Here is a 14726-nt window from a genome sequence, read left to right as displayed (position 1 = left end):
AGCGGGGCCCGGGATCCATAACCACAACCTTCAACCAGTTCGGCGCCGTCAGCATTTATGGATTCCCGCCTTCGCGGGAATGACAGTGTTGAGGTCAGACACCTCATCCTGCACCCGATCCCGAATCGGCTTTGCCGTCCAGGATGACGAGGCTCTACCCCGCGCTTTCCTTGCCCCGCAAAATCAGCCGGTTGCCCCGCACCTCGTAAGAGCCCAGCCGCTCGAGAAAGCTCATCCCGAGCAGATTGGCATGGAGTACGCCTGAACGGGCGATCAGCGCGCGGACGTTACGCTCGGTGATCGAGCCGATGGTCAGGCGGTCGATGATGATGGGGGCGGCGAGGGCGCTGCCGTTGGCGGTCGCGACGGGGATGGAATAGTTGAGGCTGTCCGGCTTGAAGCCGAGGGCTTCGGCATTCTCCGCGCGGAGCACCACGGTGCTGGCGCCGGTGTCGAAGATGAAACGGGTCTCGTGGCCGTTCACCTCGCCCCGCACCATGAAGCTGCCATCCGTCCGGCGTGCGGCCACCACCTCGCCCTCCGGTGTGACGACAGTGCGGCCGACCGCGATGTCGCCGATGGCGCGGTCGATCACGGTCTGCAATTCGCCTCGCGATGCATAGATCGCCAGCAGGGCGATAAGAATGCCGCCGCTGATCGCGATGGATTGAACGCCATAGGTCCAGTGCCGGGAAAAGCCGTCGACGATGGAACCGGCCATGAGGAAAGAAAGGCCGCCGAGGGCCAAAAGGCCGGATGCTTCGAGAGCCGAGAACTCGCCGACGGGATCATCGGCGAAGAGCCCGACCAAGAGGGCGGCCAGGAGAAGGAGGAAGCCCGCGCCGCGAATCCCCGGCATCATTCCGCCTTGTCGGGTTCGGGCGCGAAGGGCGATTCAAGGGCGAAGGCCTCGCGCATGCGCTCAGGCAAATCCGCCATGATGCGCTGGCGCTCCTCCTCCGGAATTCGATACCAGCTGGCGATCTCCTCCCGCGTGCGGCCGCAGCCTTCGCAGAGCCCGGTTTCAGGGTCGAGAGTGCAGACTCGGATGCAGGGGCTGGAGACGCGGGTCATTCTACCTTCATGTCGTCACGGCTGGATGATGGTCAAGAGGCCGATCAACGCAGCGATTTCCGCCACCTGCTGCGCGGCGCCCGCAACATCTCCCGTCTGCCCGCCGAGGTGGCGCGAGGCGAAGCCGGTGAGCGCAGCACCCGAGAGGGCCGACAGCACTAGCATCAGGGCGATGCCGAATGGAGGCAGGTCGGCAGTCGCCCCCAGAAGGACGGATATTCCGCCCGCGATTCCCGCCGCGAGCCAAAACGTCTCCCGCGCCGGCTGCCCGACAGACCGGGCGATTCCGTCCCGGCGGGCCGGGGAGAGGAAGACGAGGGGCATGAGGCCTGCCGTACGGGACAGGGAAGCGACGATGAGAACCACCGCGATAACGGCGCTGCCGTCGATGCGCGAAGCAAGTGTGGCGAGAGCGCCGATCCTGAGTGCGAGGGACAGGAACAGGGCCGAGGCACCGAAGGAGCCGATTCGGCTGTCCCGCATGATCTCCAGGCGCTTTTCGCGGGTCGAACCGCCGAAGCTGTCGGCCATGTCGGCAAGCCCGTCCTCGTGAAGCCCCCCGGTCGTGATCACCATGGCGGCGACCGCGAGGATGGCGGAGAGCCAGGGGCCGAGCCCGAGCGTCAGCGCCAAGCCCAGCAAAGCCGCCGGCAAGAGGCCGATCACGAGGCCAGCGAGGGGAATCATCCGTACCAAGCGCGGAAAACTCGGCAGCGCATGGGCGTTCTGCTCCCACGGCAGGGCTGGCACCGGAAGGCGGGAATAGAAGCGCACGCAATGGGCTAGGTCGGCCGCAGCCGCCTGCCAGCCGCTCAAGGTCGCGGCCTCACCCTGTTCAAATTGCTCCGACATGCTTCACCCCGCGTGCATGGGTCGTTATAGGTCACGCCTCTTCGCGTTCTGCAATGCCCCTTGGGCCGGAGCCCTCCATGTCTGATGCCGTGTCCTCACCTTTCGACGATATCCGCCGCCTGATCACGACCATGCCGGGTCCGGACGAGGCCGCCGTCGAGGCTGTGCGGCTGCGGGATCAGCAGCTCACCAAGCCCGCCGGGAGCCTGGGCCGTCTGGAGCGGATCGCCGAGTGGCTCGCCGCCTGGCAGGCCAAATCGACCCCGACCGTCGACCGTCCGCTCGTCTGCGTCTTCGCGGCGAGCCATGGCGTCACCGCCAAGGGTGTCTCGGCTTTTCCCTCGGACGTGAACCGCCAGATGCTGGAGAACTTCGCCGCGGGCGGGGCCGCCATCAACCAGATCTGCGCGGCCTACGGCCTGGGCTTCAAGGTCTTCGATCTCGCCATCGACATGCCGACCGGCGACATCACCGAAACTGAGGCCATGGACGAAAAGGCCTGCGTCGCCACCATGGCCTTCGGCATGGAGGCGATTGCCGGCGGCACGGATCTTCTCGCCATCGGCGAGATGGGCATCGGCAACACCACTGTTGCGGCTGCGATCTACACGGCGCTTTACGGCGGGCCGGCCGAGCATTGGGTGGGACGCGGCACGGGCGTGGACGACGAGGGCCTCAGACGCAAGGTCGCGGCGGTCGAGGCGGCCATCGCCCATCACGGCGACAACCTGAAGGATCCGCTTGAGGTGCTGCGCCGCCTCGGCGGACGCGAGATTGCCGCCATGGTCGGCGCGATCCTGGCCGCGCGGCTGCAGCGGATCCCGGTGGTGCTCGATGGCTATGTGGCGACGTCTGCCGCTTCCATCCTCCACGCCATTCACCCCTTGACCATCGATCATTGCATCGCCGGCCATTTGAGCGCGGAAGGCGCACACCAGGATGTGCTGACCCGACTGGGCAAGGTCCCGCTGCTCGCGCTCGGCATGCGGCTGGGCGAGGGCTCGGGCGCGGCTTTGGCCGTCGGTCTTGTGAAGGCGGCGGCGGCGGTCCACAGGGACATGGCCACCTTTGGGCAGGCAGGAGTTTCCGAGCGCCTGTCGTGAGGTTTCGACGTCGCCGCTCCCGGTCGAGCGGCATCACCTCGCTGATCGTTGCGCTGGGGCTCGCCGGCGGGGCCGGGCTCGTGCTGAAGCCGAGTGGGCGCTCGCTCGAGGGCAGGGCGCAGGTCACCGATGGGGATACGATCCGTATCGGCGAGACCCGCATCCGCATCAAGGGCATCGACGCGCCGGAGCTGGAGCAAAGATGCGCTCGCGCTGGGCGGACTTACGCCTGCGGCGAGATCTCACGCCGGGCGCTGATCGATCTCGTCTCCGGCGAGACTGTGCGCTGCCGCGCCACCGGCCGCGACCGCTATCAGCGCATCCTGGCGCGCTGCACGGTGGACAGTCGAGACATCGGCGCCCGTATGGTGGAGGACGGCTGGGCCGTCTCCTATGGGCGCGATTACGACTATGAGGAAACCCGCGCCCGCAATCGCTCGATCGGTCTCTGGGAGGGCGAGTTCGAGCGGCCGCAGGACTGGCGTAGGGCGCATGTTCACGGCGGCTGATTTTAGCCGAGACTGTTCCGGTCAATCGGTTGGGAGGAAGGCCGGATTCCAGACGATTTCCCAAACATGCCCGTCCGGGTCCTGGAAATAGCCGGCATAGCCGCCGTAGAACGTGTCCTGCGCTTCCTTGAAGATGGTTGCGCCGGCTTTCCGGGCCTGTTCCATCACCGCGCCGACTTCGCTCTTGCTTGCGACGTTGTGGCCGATCGTGAAGCCAGTCGGAGAGCGGGCCATCTTCGGGAGGCCCGTGTCATGAGCGATGTCGTTCTGCGCCCAGACTGCCAGCTTCAATCCCGATTGCAGGTCGAAGAAGGCGACGGCACCGTGTTCGAACTCCTTGCCAATGATGCCTTCGGTCGCGAGCCCCAAGCCATCGCGGTAGAAGGCAACGGATCGCTCGAGATCGTCGACGCCAAGCGTCAGCACTGAAATGCGCGGTTTCATGGATCCTCCCGACGGGCTCCTCGTTCCCGATGGCGACAAGCTGCCACCGCGCGGGAGCGCCGGCAATCCTCGATAAATCCCGTTCCGATCCCCATCTGGCGAGGATGGATTCCCCACACAATTTCGACGATCTCGCCTCACAACTGAGAGCCTGCCGCATCTGCCGGGACGCACCGCGCTATGGAACGGCCCTGCCGCATGAGCCGCGGCCGATCATCCAGGGCAGCGTGACCGCGCGCCTGTGCATCGCCAGCCAGGCACCCGGAACCCGTGCCCATGCGAGCGGAATCCCGTTCGACGACCGCTCGGGCGCACGGCTGCGCGACTGGCTCGGGATCGACAAGGCCACCTTCTACGATGCCTCCAAGATCGCTATCGTGCCCATGGGCTCCTGCTTTCCCGGGCAGGATGCCAAGGGCGGCGATCTCGGCCCGCGCCGGGAATGCGCCGAGGCCTGGCGCCAGCCGCTCTTCGAGGCGCTACCCCATCTCGATCTCGTCCTGCTGATCGGGCAATACGCCCAGGCCTGGCATATGGGCGACGATTTCAAGGATGGGCTGACCGAGACCGTCAGGCGCTGGCGCGAGATTCTTAGCAATCCGCGGCATCCCCGCATTTTGCCGCTACCGCATCCCTCCTGGCGCAACAACGGTTGGCTCAAGAAAAATCCCTGGTTCGAAGTCGAGCTTTTGCCTGCGTTGCAGGACAAAATTCGTATCCTGTTCTCTCAGAGTAGTTAAAATGCTTACATTTATTTTAAAAATACTTATATTTGAAAAAGTAAAATTTAATGAATCTGGCTATAATAACTTGGAACGATAGTCAGTTGGTACCGTTTCCATGTCGGAGAGTAAATACATTTTATGTCAAATATTAAAAAAGACGACGATAATATCTTTGCCGGACGGCACATGCGTGATGCTCAAGCCAAGTGGGATCGTCTGTCGCTGTCGGATCTCGCGCAGATCAAGACGAAGGCGCAGCTGATCGCCCGGATAGAAGAACGGTATGTGCTGCCTCACGAAGTGGCCGCCCAGGACGTCGAAATTTGGGGGCTGGACCGGCATTTCTGAGCTTATCGGCCTGTTGATTGACCGCAGGGAGTGAATGTCCGTTCGTGCATGGCGGCCTGCACGGACATCAAAGGAGTGGCCCCATGAAATCTCACCATTTTGCCGTTGGAGATCATGTTCTTTATACGGAGCAGCGTTTTCCTCATCTCGTCTGCAAACAGCCTTACACGATTGTCGGCTGCCTGGATTCAAGGCGTCCCGAGCCGCAATATCAGATCCGATCCGCCTCCCGGCCTTACGATTGTGTCGCCGGCGAAGATGAACTGCGTCAGGATGCATCGCCGATGAGCGCCTTCCAAGAGGTGGATATCCTGGAGCTTCTTGATGGCACCGGCATGGACGAGCCTGCCAACCTCAACCTCGTTCCTTGGCCGAGCCTGCCACGCAGGGCCCGGCACAAGAACGAGCCGGCTGATCCGGTGAGACGCTTGCAGCCGTGATGAGGCGCGGACCCGTTCTGACGGAGAACGCGCGGATGTCATTCATTCTCGCCGGGCTCGCCGTCGTTTTCTGCTTCGGCATTTTCTTCGTGATCTTTCTCTAATCCTCGAAACCATCCGGCGAGAGGCCTTTGCGGCAGGTCTCGTCGATCTCGAAAGGAATTCCTGTGTCCGAGTATCTTTATGCTCGTGGGCAGCATGTGATATTCACAGCCAAGCGGTTTATCGGTCCTGCCTGGACCGGTGCGTTCGTCGTCACCAAGCTTTTGCCGTCGGGAGGCGAGGAGCCTCGTTACGAGATCAGAAGCACAGGGGAAACCTATAGTCGAGCGGCGAGGGAGAGCGAGCTAAGTGCTCGGTTCGAGGTCTTCGAGCCGACCGATCTCTGACGCGACGCCGCGTGAAAGATGCCTGACTGATGGACGTGCCGATAGATCGGCTATCGGCTCCATTATCCTTCCTTAGTCTGAACCGGGCTTTTCCGGGTTCTCCGCTCGGAGATCCGTACTATGTTCCAGCTCAACAAAGGAGCTTGAGGCATGAGCCCGACCACCCTGCGCTGCACCGTCGACGGACCGGTCGCGACGATCACGCTGGCGCGGCCCGAGCGGATGAACGCGTTCAACGCCGCCATGCACGCAGAACTGCGTGAGGCGCTGGACCGGTGCGAGCGGGACGAGGCGGTGCGTGTCGTGGTCCTTACCGGCGAGGGGCGCGCCTTCTCCTCGGGCCAGGATCTGACGGTGGATTTGAAGCGCGATGAGCAAGGGCGCCTCGATCTCGGACCCGCACTTGAGCGGGATTACAACCCGCTGGTGCTCAGGCTCTCCAACTATCCGAAGCCGATCATCGCGGCCCTGAACGGGCCTGCGGTTGGCGCTTCCATGAACATCGCGCTTGCCTGCGACATCGTCGTGGCGGCGCGCTCGGCCTATCTGCAGGAAGCCTTTGCCAAGATCGGCCTGATCCCGGATGCCGGCGGCACCTGGATCCTGCCGCGCCTCGTCGGCCCCAAGCAGGCGCTCGCCCTCATGCTGAGCGCCGAGGCCGTTCCGGCCGAGGAGGCCCAGCGCATGGGGCTCGTCTACAAGGTGTTCGACGACGTGTCGTTTGCCGTCGATGTGGCGGCCTTCGCTGCAAGGCTGGCAGAAGGGCCGGGGCTCGCCTATCGCCTGACCAAGCAGGCGGTGGCACAAAGCCTGTCCAACGATCTGGAATCCCAGCTCAAACTCGAAGCCAGGCTTCAGACCGAAGCCGGATCGAGCCAGGATTTCATGGAGGGCGTCGCCGCCTTCCGCGAGAAGCGCGCTCCCCGGTTCGCGGGACGATAAGGAGATCAACCCGATGCGCCCCACCTACTGGATTCTCGGCCTTGCGACTTTAAGCATCGTGATCGGCCTCTTCATGTCGCGCGATCCGGAGCGCGCCGAGCGGCTCAACCAGATGTACCGAGACGCGGCACTCACGGGCGAGACGCGCCAGATGGTACTCATGGGACTCGCCATCGCGATCGGCGCCTTCGTCGTCTATCTGACGATGACGCGGCGGTGACGCTTCAACCAAGGCTGCTTGTCCCGTTTTGTTCACGGCCCATTCAACTGTCCTGACCTTTTCTGTTCGCGAGTACCCGCAGAGCGGGTGAAAGGGTGCGTGAACCGTGTCTTATCTGAAACGTGCTATCGTTTTTGTCGCCTTTGCTGTTGCCGCCGTCGTCGGTCAGGCGTCCCTGGCGTCCGCTCAGGATCGTCTCGCGCTGGTCGTCGGGCAGGGTACTTATCAGGGCCGCCCGCTTCCGACTACCGTCAACGATGCCGGCCTGATCGCCCAGACGCTCACCAGCGCCGGGTTCGAGGTCATCCAGGGTCGCGATCTTGGCGCCAATGATCTGCGCAGCCTCGTCCGCGACTTTCTCGACAAGGCTCAGGACCTGGAGCCCGACTCCACGGTGATGGTCTATCTGGCCGGACATGGGATGCAACTCGAAGGCGATAACTATCTCCTTCCGGTCGATGCCCGTATCGAGCGCGACGTGGACGTTCCGATCGAGGGCTTTCGTCTCTCCGATCTCGTCCGCTCCCTCGAGCGCAGTCCCGCAAAGGTGCGGGTGATCGTTGCCGATATGGGGCGGGAATATCCGCTGGGCTCCACCGGCGAGCCGATGGCCAAGGGCCTTGCTCTCATGGAGCCGCCAGCCGGTTTCGTGATGGCTTTCTCCTCGGCTCCCAACATCGTCGCCAGCGATGGACAGGGACCTTATGGTGCCTATGCGACGGCGCTTGCCGAGATGATCCGCCAGCCGGGCATGTCTCTCGACGAAGCCTTTGCCCGCACGCGGCTTCGCACGCACGAGGCCACGAACGGCCTGCAGATCCCATGGCATTCGGCCAATCTCGGCAATGCTTCCTTCGCCTTCTTCGAGCAGGCGGAAGCCGCGGCCCCGCTAGTGCGCGAGGTCCGTCGGATCGAGGATGTGCCTGCCGAAGAAGCCTATGCCATCGCTGTCGAGCGCGACACGATCCAGGGCTATCAGGACTTCCTGCGCCGCTATCCGGACCATCGCCTCGCCCGCCGGGTGACCGCGCTGCTGGCTGCGCGCCGTGAAGCCATCGTCTGGCGCCGCACGCTCGCGAGTAACACGCGGGAGGCCTATTGGACCTATCTGCGGCGCTATCCGACCGGCCCGCATGCGGCGGATTGCCGACGCCGGCTGCTGCGGCTTTCTGCGCCTTACGCTCCGCCGGCGGCTTTCGAGGAGGTGGTCTATGATGACCTCCCGCCGCCGCTGCCCGGCGTGGAGCGGGTCGAAGTGGTGGAGGTCGTGACGATCATCCGCGATGTGCCGCCGCCCCGCGCGCCAGCCTATCTTTTGCCGCGGTGGGACGAGGACGAGGAGTTCGTCACGATCATCCGTGAGCCACCTCCGCCGCCGATCATGGCCGGCGTGCTGCCGATCCCAATGGCGATCCCGGTTCCGGTGCGCGCCCGTCCTCCGCGCTCGTTCTATCAGCCTATCGCGCCGGTGACGCCGCGCGGGCCGATGGCCATTCCCGTGGCCGCCCCGCCGGTCTTCGGCGCCCTCATGGGCGACGAGCGTGGTCCCCGGCCACGCCGCGGGCTTCGTCCCGAGCCGGTCGTTCCGCGCCAGCCCGGGCTTGCCGCGCCGATCCGGCCGATCCCGGTCTCAGCGGAGCCGCGGGCTCCGCGCGAGGAGAGAGGCGCCCGCCCCGGCGAGCCGCCGCGGGTGCGCCCCGGCCGCATTCCCGCGCGCCCGATCCCGCTCGTGAACATCCCCGAGGAGCGGCTCCGTCCCGGCCGGTCCGATATCGGTGAGCCGGCCCGCCCGGATGTCACGCGCGGCTCGCGCCCCGAGGCGCCGGTGCGGGACGCTGCCCGTCCCAGGGATCAGAGACCCGATCCGGACGAGGTTCTTCCGCGGACACAAAGGCCCGAGAGGCCCCGGATCGACATCGACCGCGATCGCTCCGACAGGGGCAGAGATAGGGATAGGGTAAAGCCTGATTCCGACCGCCGCGATGCATCACGATCCGTGAGGCCGCTGCCGGATGCGCCAGGCCTGACGGTGCCGGAGGAGCGTCGTCGCTCACGGGACGTGGATGCTCCGCGTCCGCGCATCGAACGACCGGCTTCGGTGGAGCGGCCGGACAGGGAGCATTCGTCGCGTCCCCAAAGGCCGTCTCCGTTCGACGATCCGCGGTTCGACGGTCCTGCGCGTGGGCAGCCGCGCGGAGACGACAGGGCGGAACGGCGGATGCGCCAGCTCCAGGAGGAGCGCCCCGCCGCGCGGATTGCGCCTCCCGTGGAACGTCCACGTCCGTCACCTCGGATCGAGGCGCCGGCGCGCGAGGAACGCGCCTTCCGCGAGCAGCCTCGTTCAGGTCGGGACATGGACAGGTCGCCCCAGATCCGTCCCTCTCCCTCCGGAGGACGCCAAGGCGGCAACAATTCCGAGCGCTGCCGTCCCGGACGGCCCTGCGCCGAAGAAGTGCGCTGAATAGAAAAGCGCCGGAGCTGAAGGGCTCCGGCGCTTTGCTTTCGATATCGCTCTTAAAAAATCTTACTTGTCGAGCCGGGCGATCAGGCTCGACGTATCCCAGCGCTTGCCACCCATCTTCTGCACGTCGGCGTAGAACTGGTCGACCAGGGCGGTGACCGGCAGGCTGGCGCCATTCTTGCGGGCTTCGCCCAGCACGATGGACAGATCCTTGCGCATCCAGTCGACGGCGAAGCCGAAATCGAACTTGCCCTGGTTCATGGTCTTGCCGCGGTTCTCCATCTGCCAGGAGCCGGCGGCGCCCTTCGAGATCACCTCGAGCACCGCCTCGATGTCGAGGCCGGCCTTCTTGCCGAAATGAATGCCCTCGGCGAGACCCTGCACGAGTCCTGCGATGCAGATCTGATTGATCATCTTGGTGAGCTGGCCTGCACCGGCCGGGCCCAACAGACGCGAAGCCCGAGCAAAGCTCATGATCACAGGCTCGGCCTTGGCATAGACATCCGCGTCGCCACCGCACATGACCGTGAGAACGCCGTTCTCCGCGCCAGCCTGCCCGCCCGAGACGGGAGCGTCGATGAAGTTAAAATCCTTGTCCTTGGCGGCAGCATAGAGTTCGCGTGCCACTTCAGCCGAGGCGGTGGTGTGATCGACGAAGATGGTGCCTTTGCCCATGCCATGGAAGGCGCCGTCGGGACCGAGCGTGACTTGGCGCAGATCGTCGTCGTTGCCGACGCAGGCAAACACGATCTCCTGCCCCTCGGCTGCTTCGCGCGGCGTCTTGGCGGAGCGCCCACCGTTCTCCGACACCCATTGTTCGGCCTTTGCCGTCGTGCGGTTATAGACCGTCACCTCGTGGCCCTTCGCCTTGAGGTGGCGCGCCATGGGATAGCCCATTACGCCAAGTCCGAGGAATGCAACCTTCGCCATCGTCTGCTCCCTAGATTTCCTCTCGGTTCTAGGAAGTGAGAGGGCGTGGGTCAAACGCCTCTACTTGATATCGAAGGAAAAATATTTGGCGCGGATCCGGTCATAGGTGCCGTCGGCCTTCACCTGTGCGATGGCGCGGTTGAACTGCTCGCGCAGGCCGTCGTCCCCCTTGCGCAGGCCGATGCCGTAGGCTTCACGCTTATAGGCGGGCTCGGCCGGCGCGTCACCGAGGATATGGCAGCAGGCTCCCTCGCGGCTTTCCAGGAATTTCGACAGGAGCAGTTCGTCGGCGAAGACGGCATCGATGCGGCCGACGAGCAGATCGAGATTGGCCTCCTCCGCCTTGGCGAAGAGGACGATCTCGGAGTCCTTGTAGAAGGTCTTGAGATAGGTCTCGTGATCGGTGCGCTCGATGGTGCCGATCTTCTTTCCCACCATGGCGGCAGGCGTAACCTCGCCGGGGGCCGTCTCCTTGGAGCCGATAAAGACGGCTGGGATGCGATAGTAGGGATCGGAGAAGGCGATCCTCTTCTGGCGCCGCTCCAGGATCTCCAGCGACGACATGATCGCATCGTATTCGCGGTTCACGAGGCCCTTGACGATGCCGTCCCAGGCATGGGGCACCAGTTCGCATGTGGCCTTCATCGCCTCGCAGAGGCTCTTGAGTAGGTCGACCTCGAAGCCCTGCAGCTCATTGTTGGCATCGATGAAGTTGAAGGGCGGATAGGCGCCTTCGACGGCGACGCGGACCGTGGGCTTTTGTGCGGCGGCATCCTGCGCAAGACCCGCATGACTCCCGAATCCGATGAACAGGCCCGCAAGGATCGCGAGTCTTCGCGCGAACATTGAAACTCTCATACTCATGATAAAGCGCCTTATCCCCCTGTGACGCTCATGTGGCGGCTCAGCGCAGGGCGGGCATGGCGCCGGTCGATGATGAAGTCGTGGCCCTTTGGCTTGCGGGCGATGGCATCGACAATCGCTCGATCAAGAAGCTCGTTGCTCTCGGAGGCGCGCGCCGGCGCCCGCAGGTCGGCGGCATCCTCCTGGCCGAGGCACATGAAAAGCTGGCCGGTGCAGGTGAGGCGCACCCGGTTGCAGCTCTCGCAGAAATTATGGGTCATCGGCGTGATGAAGCCGAGCCGACCGCCGGTCTCCTTCACCCGCACGTAGCGCGCCGGTCCGCCGGTGCGGTCGGCGAGATCCTCCAGCGTGTAATGCGCAGCGAGACGTGCGCGCACCAGCGAGAGAGGCAGGAACTGGTCGATGCGCTGCCCGTCGATCTCGCCGAGCGGCATCACCTCGATGAGGGTCAGATCCATGCCACGTCCGTGCGCCCATTCAAGCAGCGACTCGATTTCGTCCTCGTTCACGCCCTTGAGGGCGACGGTGTTGATCTTGATCTTGAGACCGGCATTCTGCGCGGCATCGAGGCCTTGGAGCACCCTGGTCAGGTCGCCCCAGCGGGTGATGCGGCGGAACTTGTCGGCGTCGAGGGTGTCGATCGACACGTTGATCCGCTTCACGCCGCAGGCGGCGAGATCCTGCGCATGGCGAGCGAGCTGCGAGCCGTTGGTGGTCACCGTGAGTTCATCGAGCGCGCCCGAAGCCAGATGGCGGGACAGGGTACGGAAGAGTTTCATGATGTCCCGCCGCACCAGGGGCTCGCCGCCGGTGATGCGCAGCTTGCGCACGCCGCGGTCGACGAAAGCCGAGCAGATGCGGTCGAGCTCTTCCAAGGTAAGCAGGTCGCGCTTGGGCAGGAAGGCCATGTCCTCGGACATGCAGTAGACGCAGCGGAAATCGCAGCGATCCGTCACGGAGACGCGCAGATAGGTGATCGCCCGGCCAAACGGATCCAATAGGGACCGGCCGGTATCGGAATTCTCGAGATGAGCCGGAATGGCTCCCATGGCGGAGAAATCCTTGTTCGCGTGAGAACTTGCCTTCAACTTGATGATCAAGCAGTTAGCGTGAAATCGCAAACCAGGAAAGAGGTGTACGCCTATGACATCTGAGCGCTGGCCGACGGAGCTCCGGCTTGCCAAGGACAAGCGCAGCCTCCGCATCGCCTTCGACGACGGCAAGGCCTTCGACCTGTCGGCCGAGTATTTGCGGGTCACGAGCCCCTCGGCGGAGGTTCAGGGGCACAGTCCGGCCGAGCGTAAGACGGTTCCGGGCAAGCGGGAGGTGGAGATCATAGGCGTGGAGCCGGTCGGCAATTACGCGGTCAAGCTCGTCTTCGACGACATGCACGACACCGGGATCTACGGCTGGGATTATCTCTACCAGCTCGGGGCAGAGCAGGGGGAAAAGTGGCAGGCCTATCTCGACGAACTGGCGGCCAAGGGGCTGTCGCGGGACCGGCTGCGCTGACAGTGGAGAGGGTGCATTACCGGCGAAAATGGCCGGGACAAGCCCGGCCATGACGTGCAATTTCTGAACTCTTACCGAACAACCACGACACGCGCGCCGACCTTGGCGCGGTTGTAGAGGTCCGTCACGTCCTCGTTGGTCATGCGGATGCAGCCCGAAGAGACGGCCTCACCGATGGTCTCCGGCTCGTTCGAACCGTGGATGCGGTAGATCGTGCTGCCGATGTAGAGGGCGCGAGCGCCGAGCGGGTTGTCCGGCCCGCCCTTCATGTAGCGGGGCAGGTCGGGACGGCGCTTCAGCATGGCCGCTGGCGGGCGCCAATCCGGCCATTCCCGCTTCATGGTGACGGAATGGGTACCGGACCAGGTGAAGCCCGGACGGCCCACGCCGACGCCGTATTGAATGGCTTGACCGTTACCGAGCACGTACCACAAGCGGCGTTCGCTGGTGGATACGACGATAGTGCCGGGCGCGTAGCGGCCAGTGAAGGTGACGATCTCGCGTGGGACCGGCGTGGCCTGGGCCTTGAGGGCGTCTTCCGCGCTGTAGAGCGGCTGGCGGGTGAGAGGGTCGATTGCCGTAAATGCCGCAGCCGGCGTCGCGAGGGCGACGAAGGCGCAGACGAGCCCGGAGAGGGCAACGCGAGTGCGTCCCATAATTGCCTCAGATAAAACATGGTTGCTGGCAGGTTCTGCAATTGCTCAACGCAACAGCCCCGCTTCGGATCCAAGCTTTATCAAGGTTCTGCTATAAAATCCTAGTGCGGAAATGCCCCATTTTCGCCGCATCGTAAGCAACGGGTTAAAGTTACGGTGCCACAATTCGTGAGGCAAAATACTTCGCCTAAGGTGCGCTTCTTTGGCTTGACGCAGAGGGTTCTACGCCTTTAGAAGGCCCTTGTCAGGGCGCGTAGCTCAGCGGGAGAGCATTCGCTTCACACGCGAAGGGTCACAGGTTCAATCCCTGTCGCGCCCACCATTCCTTCCTGACAGACAAGCTTCACTTTTTCGTGTGCGCCACACCGCATGCACGATGGATGTTGCGTGTCAGGCCGCCAGCGGCCGCATGACGGCCCGAACGGCGGTGAACAGCTCATCGAAATGGTTGATGACGAGGTCCGGCCCCAATTCACGGACCGGCACATCGGTATAACCGAAGGGAACTGCGACCACCGGAATACCGGCGTTCTGCGCGGTCACGATATCCGTCCGGGAATCTCCGATCATTACTGCACGGCCCGGGTGTCCGCCGGCACGCTCGATGGTCAGGGTCAGGTGGCGCGGGTCGGGCTTGAAATAGGGAAACGTGTCGCGCCCGCAATTGGCCGCGAAGCGATGGCCGACACCGAGCTCGTCGAGCAGCTTGACTGAATGCTCCTCGACCTTGTTGGTGCAAACCGCCAGGATGAAGCCTGCCTGTTCCAGCCGGTCGAGGGCCGAGGCTACTCCGGGATAGAGGCGCGTCTGGACGCAGATATTCTCCCCGTAATGGATCATGAACTGTTGGAACAGCTCGTCCAGATAGGCGGGCGTCAGCTCCTTGCCGGCGGCTTCGAAGCCACGTTGGATGAGGGCGCGTGCGCCTGCTCCGATCATGTCGCGCGCCTTGGCCACCGGCAGGGAGGCGAGCCCCTCTCGCTCGAGGATGACGTTGAGGGTCCCGACGAGGTCGCCAGCCGTGTCGGCCAGGGTTCCATCGAGGTCGAAGACGGCGATGGGCGAGACGTTGTGCGGGGTATCAATGGCCATGAAGGTCGGCTACCTGCTGGAGGCAAGGGAATCAAGCTTCGGGATGATATGGTGCCGATGGTTGATTCGTTCTTACCGAATGGAGTGGTGAATGCGGCTATCAGCGCATCGCGCGAAAAAGTGGACCCGGTTTTTCGCACCGAACGATGCGCCATTTAAGGAGTT

General features: G+C 64.0%; 18 protein-coding genes and 1 tRNA gene. 10 read left to right on the top strand and 9 right to left on the bottom strand.

The annotated features are described in order from the left end of the window. Positions 1 to 154: 154 nt before the first annotated feature. From ACS5Q1_RS17520 to cobS, 3 genes are read right to left on the bottom strand one after another with little or no spacing between them, the layout of a single operon-like run. The gene (locus tag ACS5Q1_RS17520; protein ID WP_473099381.1) at positions 155 to 862 is read right to left on the bottom strand and encodes a retropepsin-like aspartic protease family protein; all 708 of its coding nucleotides are present in this window, start codon (positions 860 to 862) and stop codon (positions 155 to 157) included. Beyond that, the gene (locus tag ACS5Q1_RS17515) at positions 859 to 1074 is read right to left on the bottom strand and encodes a DUF1289 domain-containing protein (protein WP_473099380.1); all 216 of its coding nucleotides are present in this window, start codon (positions 1072 to 1074) and stop codon (positions 859 to 861) included. Before ACS5Q1_RS17515 ends, ACS5Q1_RS17520 begins: the two co-directional genes overlap by 4 nt. 15 nt (positions 1075 to 1089) lie before the next feature. Beyond that, complete coding sequence (gene cobS, locus ACS5Q1_RS17510) at positions 1090 to 1926, bottom strand: adenosylcobinamide-GDP ribazoletransferase (RefSeq protein ID WP_473099379.1); 837 nt, start codon at positions 1924 to 1926, stop codon at positions 1090 to 1092. A 77-nt stretch (positions 1927 to 2003) separates the two neighbouring features. Between cobS and cobT the strand changes: the two genes are divergently transcribed. Next, on the top strand, positions 2004 to 3029 hold the full coding sequence (gene cobT, locus ACS5Q1_RS17505) for a nicotinate-nucleotide--dimethylbenzimidazole phosphoribosyltransferase (RefSeq protein ID WP_473099378.1): 1026 nt from the start codon (positions 2004 to 2006) through the stop codon (positions 3027 to 3029). Then, positions 3026 to 3538, top strand: coding sequence for a thermonuclease family protein (locus tag ACS5Q1_RS17500; protein WP_473099377.1), 513 nt, complete (start codon positions 3026 to 3028; stop codon positions 3536 to 3538). Before cobT ends, ACS5Q1_RS17500 begins: the two co-directional genes overlap by 4 nt. Before the next feature lie 21 nt (positions 3539 to 3559). Here the strand turns inward: ACS5Q1_RS17500 and ACS5Q1_RS17495 are convergent, their stop codons facing one another. Then, positions 3560 to 3982 (bottom strand): VOC family protein, encoded by a 423-nt coding sequence (locus tag ACS5Q1_RS17495; protein ID WP_473099376.1) that lies wholly within the window; start codon positions 3980 to 3982, stop codon positions 3560 to 3562. Between the two features lie 104 nt (positions 3983 to 4086). Here ACS5Q1_RS17495 and ACS5Q1_RS17490 point away from each other — a divergent pair, with 104 nt between their 5' ends. The 6 genes from ACS5Q1_RS17490 (at position 4087) to ACS5Q1_RS17465 (ending at position 9507) form a co-directional block, all read left to right on the top strand. Continuing rightward, a complete protein-coding gene (locus tag ACS5Q1_RS17490; protein WP_473099375.1) occupies positions 4087 to 4722 on the top strand; it encodes a uracil-DNA glycosylase family protein in 636 nt (211 codons plus the stop codon). A gap of 171 nt (positions 4723 to 4893) precedes the next feature. Next, positions 4894 to 5055: a hypothetical protein gene (locus tag ACS5Q1_RS17485; RefSeq protein WP_473099374.1), complete on the top strand. Its 162-nt coding sequence runs from the start codon at positions 4894 to 4896 to the stop codon at positions 5053 to 5055. 83 nt (positions 5056 to 5138) lie between these two features. Continuing rightward, positions 5139 to 5495 carry a hypothetical protein gene (locus tag ACS5Q1_RS17480; protein WP_473099373.1) on the top strand — a complete coding sequence of 119 codons (357 nt, stop codon included), beginning with the start codon at positions 5139 to 5141 and terminating at the stop codon, positions 5493 to 5495. Positions 5496 to 6034: 539 nt separating this feature from the next. Next, positions 6035 to 6826, top strand: a complete 792-nt coding sequence (locus ACS5Q1_RS17475) for an enoyl-CoA hydratase-related protein (RefSeq protein WP_473099372.1) — start codon at positions 6035 to 6037, stop codon at positions 6824 to 6826. A 13-nt stretch (positions 6827 to 6839) separates the two neighbouring features. Beyond that, positions 6840 to 7046 carry a hypothetical protein gene (locus ACS5Q1_RS17470; RefSeq protein WP_036352233.1) on the top strand — a complete coding sequence of 69 codons (207 nt, stop codon included), beginning with the start codon at positions 6840 to 6842 and terminating at the stop codon, positions 7044 to 7046. A gap of 106 nt (positions 7047 to 7152) precedes the next feature. Beyond that, complete coding sequence (locus tag ACS5Q1_RS17465) at positions 7153 to 9507, top strand: caspase family protein (protein WP_473099371.1); 2355 nt, start codon at positions 7153 to 7155, stop codon at positions 9505 to 9507. Positions 9508 to 9570: 63 nt separating this feature from the next. Here the strand turns inward: ACS5Q1_RS17465 and ACS5Q1_RS17460 are convergent, their stop codons facing one another. The 3 genes from ACS5Q1_RS17460 to moaA are packed head-to-tail and all read right to left on the bottom strand — an operon-like array spanning position 9571 to position 12350. Further along, a complete protein-coding gene (locus ACS5Q1_RS17460) occupies positions 9571 to 10491 on the bottom strand; it encodes an NAD(P)-dependent oxidoreductase (RefSeq protein ID WP_473099370.1) in 921 nt (306 codons plus the stop codon). Between the two features lie 6 nt (positions 10492 to 10497). Beyond that, positions 10498 to 11283, bottom strand: coding sequence for a transporter substrate-binding domain-containing protein (locus ACS5Q1_RS17455; protein WP_473099369.1), 786 nt, complete (start codon positions 11281 to 11283; stop codon positions 10498 to 10500). Positions 11284 to 11312: 29 nt separating this feature from the next. Further along, a complete protein-coding gene (gene moaA, locus ACS5Q1_RS17450; protein ID WP_473099396.1) occupies positions 11313 to 12350 on the bottom strand; it encodes a GTP 3',8-cyclase MoaA in 1038 nt (345 codons plus the stop codon). Positions 12351 to 12444: 94 nt separating this feature from the next. Between moaA and ACS5Q1_RS17445 the strand changes: the two genes are divergently transcribed. Then, positions 12445 to 12813 carry a gamma-butyrobetaine hydroxylase family protein gene (locus ACS5Q1_RS17445; RefSeq protein ID WP_203440370.1) on the top strand — a complete coding sequence of 123 codons (369 nt, stop codon included), beginning with the start codon at positions 12445 to 12447 and terminating at the stop codon, positions 12811 to 12813. Between the two features lie 71 nt (positions 12814 to 12884). Here the strand turns inward: ACS5Q1_RS17445 and ACS5Q1_RS17440 are convergent, their stop codons facing one another. Continuing rightward, complete coding sequence (locus ACS5Q1_RS17440) at positions 12885 to 13469, bottom strand: L,D-transpeptidase (RefSeq protein ID WP_473099368.1); 585 nt, start codon at positions 13467 to 13469, stop codon at positions 12885 to 12887. Positions 13470 to 13716: 247 nt separating this feature from the next. On the opposite strand from ACS5Q1_RS17440, the gene ACS5Q1_RS17435 reads away from it, so the two are divergent. Further along, positions 13717 to 13791, top strand: a tRNA-Val gene (locus tag ACS5Q1_RS17435). A 68-nt stretch (positions 13792 to 13859) separates the two neighbouring features. Here the strand turns inward: ACS5Q1_RS17435 and ACS5Q1_RS17430 are convergent. Further along, positions 13860 to 14561 (bottom strand): HAD family hydrolase, encoded by a 702-nt coding sequence (locus tag ACS5Q1_RS17430; RefSeq protein WP_473099367.1) that lies wholly within the window; start codon positions 14559 to 14561, stop codon positions 13860 to 13862. Positions 14562 to 14726 lie beyond the last annotated feature (165 nt).

This window comes from Microvirga sp. GN3 (assembly GCF_055792825.1).
The sequence above is the reverse complement of the archived record's forward strand: the minus strand, read 5'-3'. Positions and strand labels throughout refer to the sequence as shown.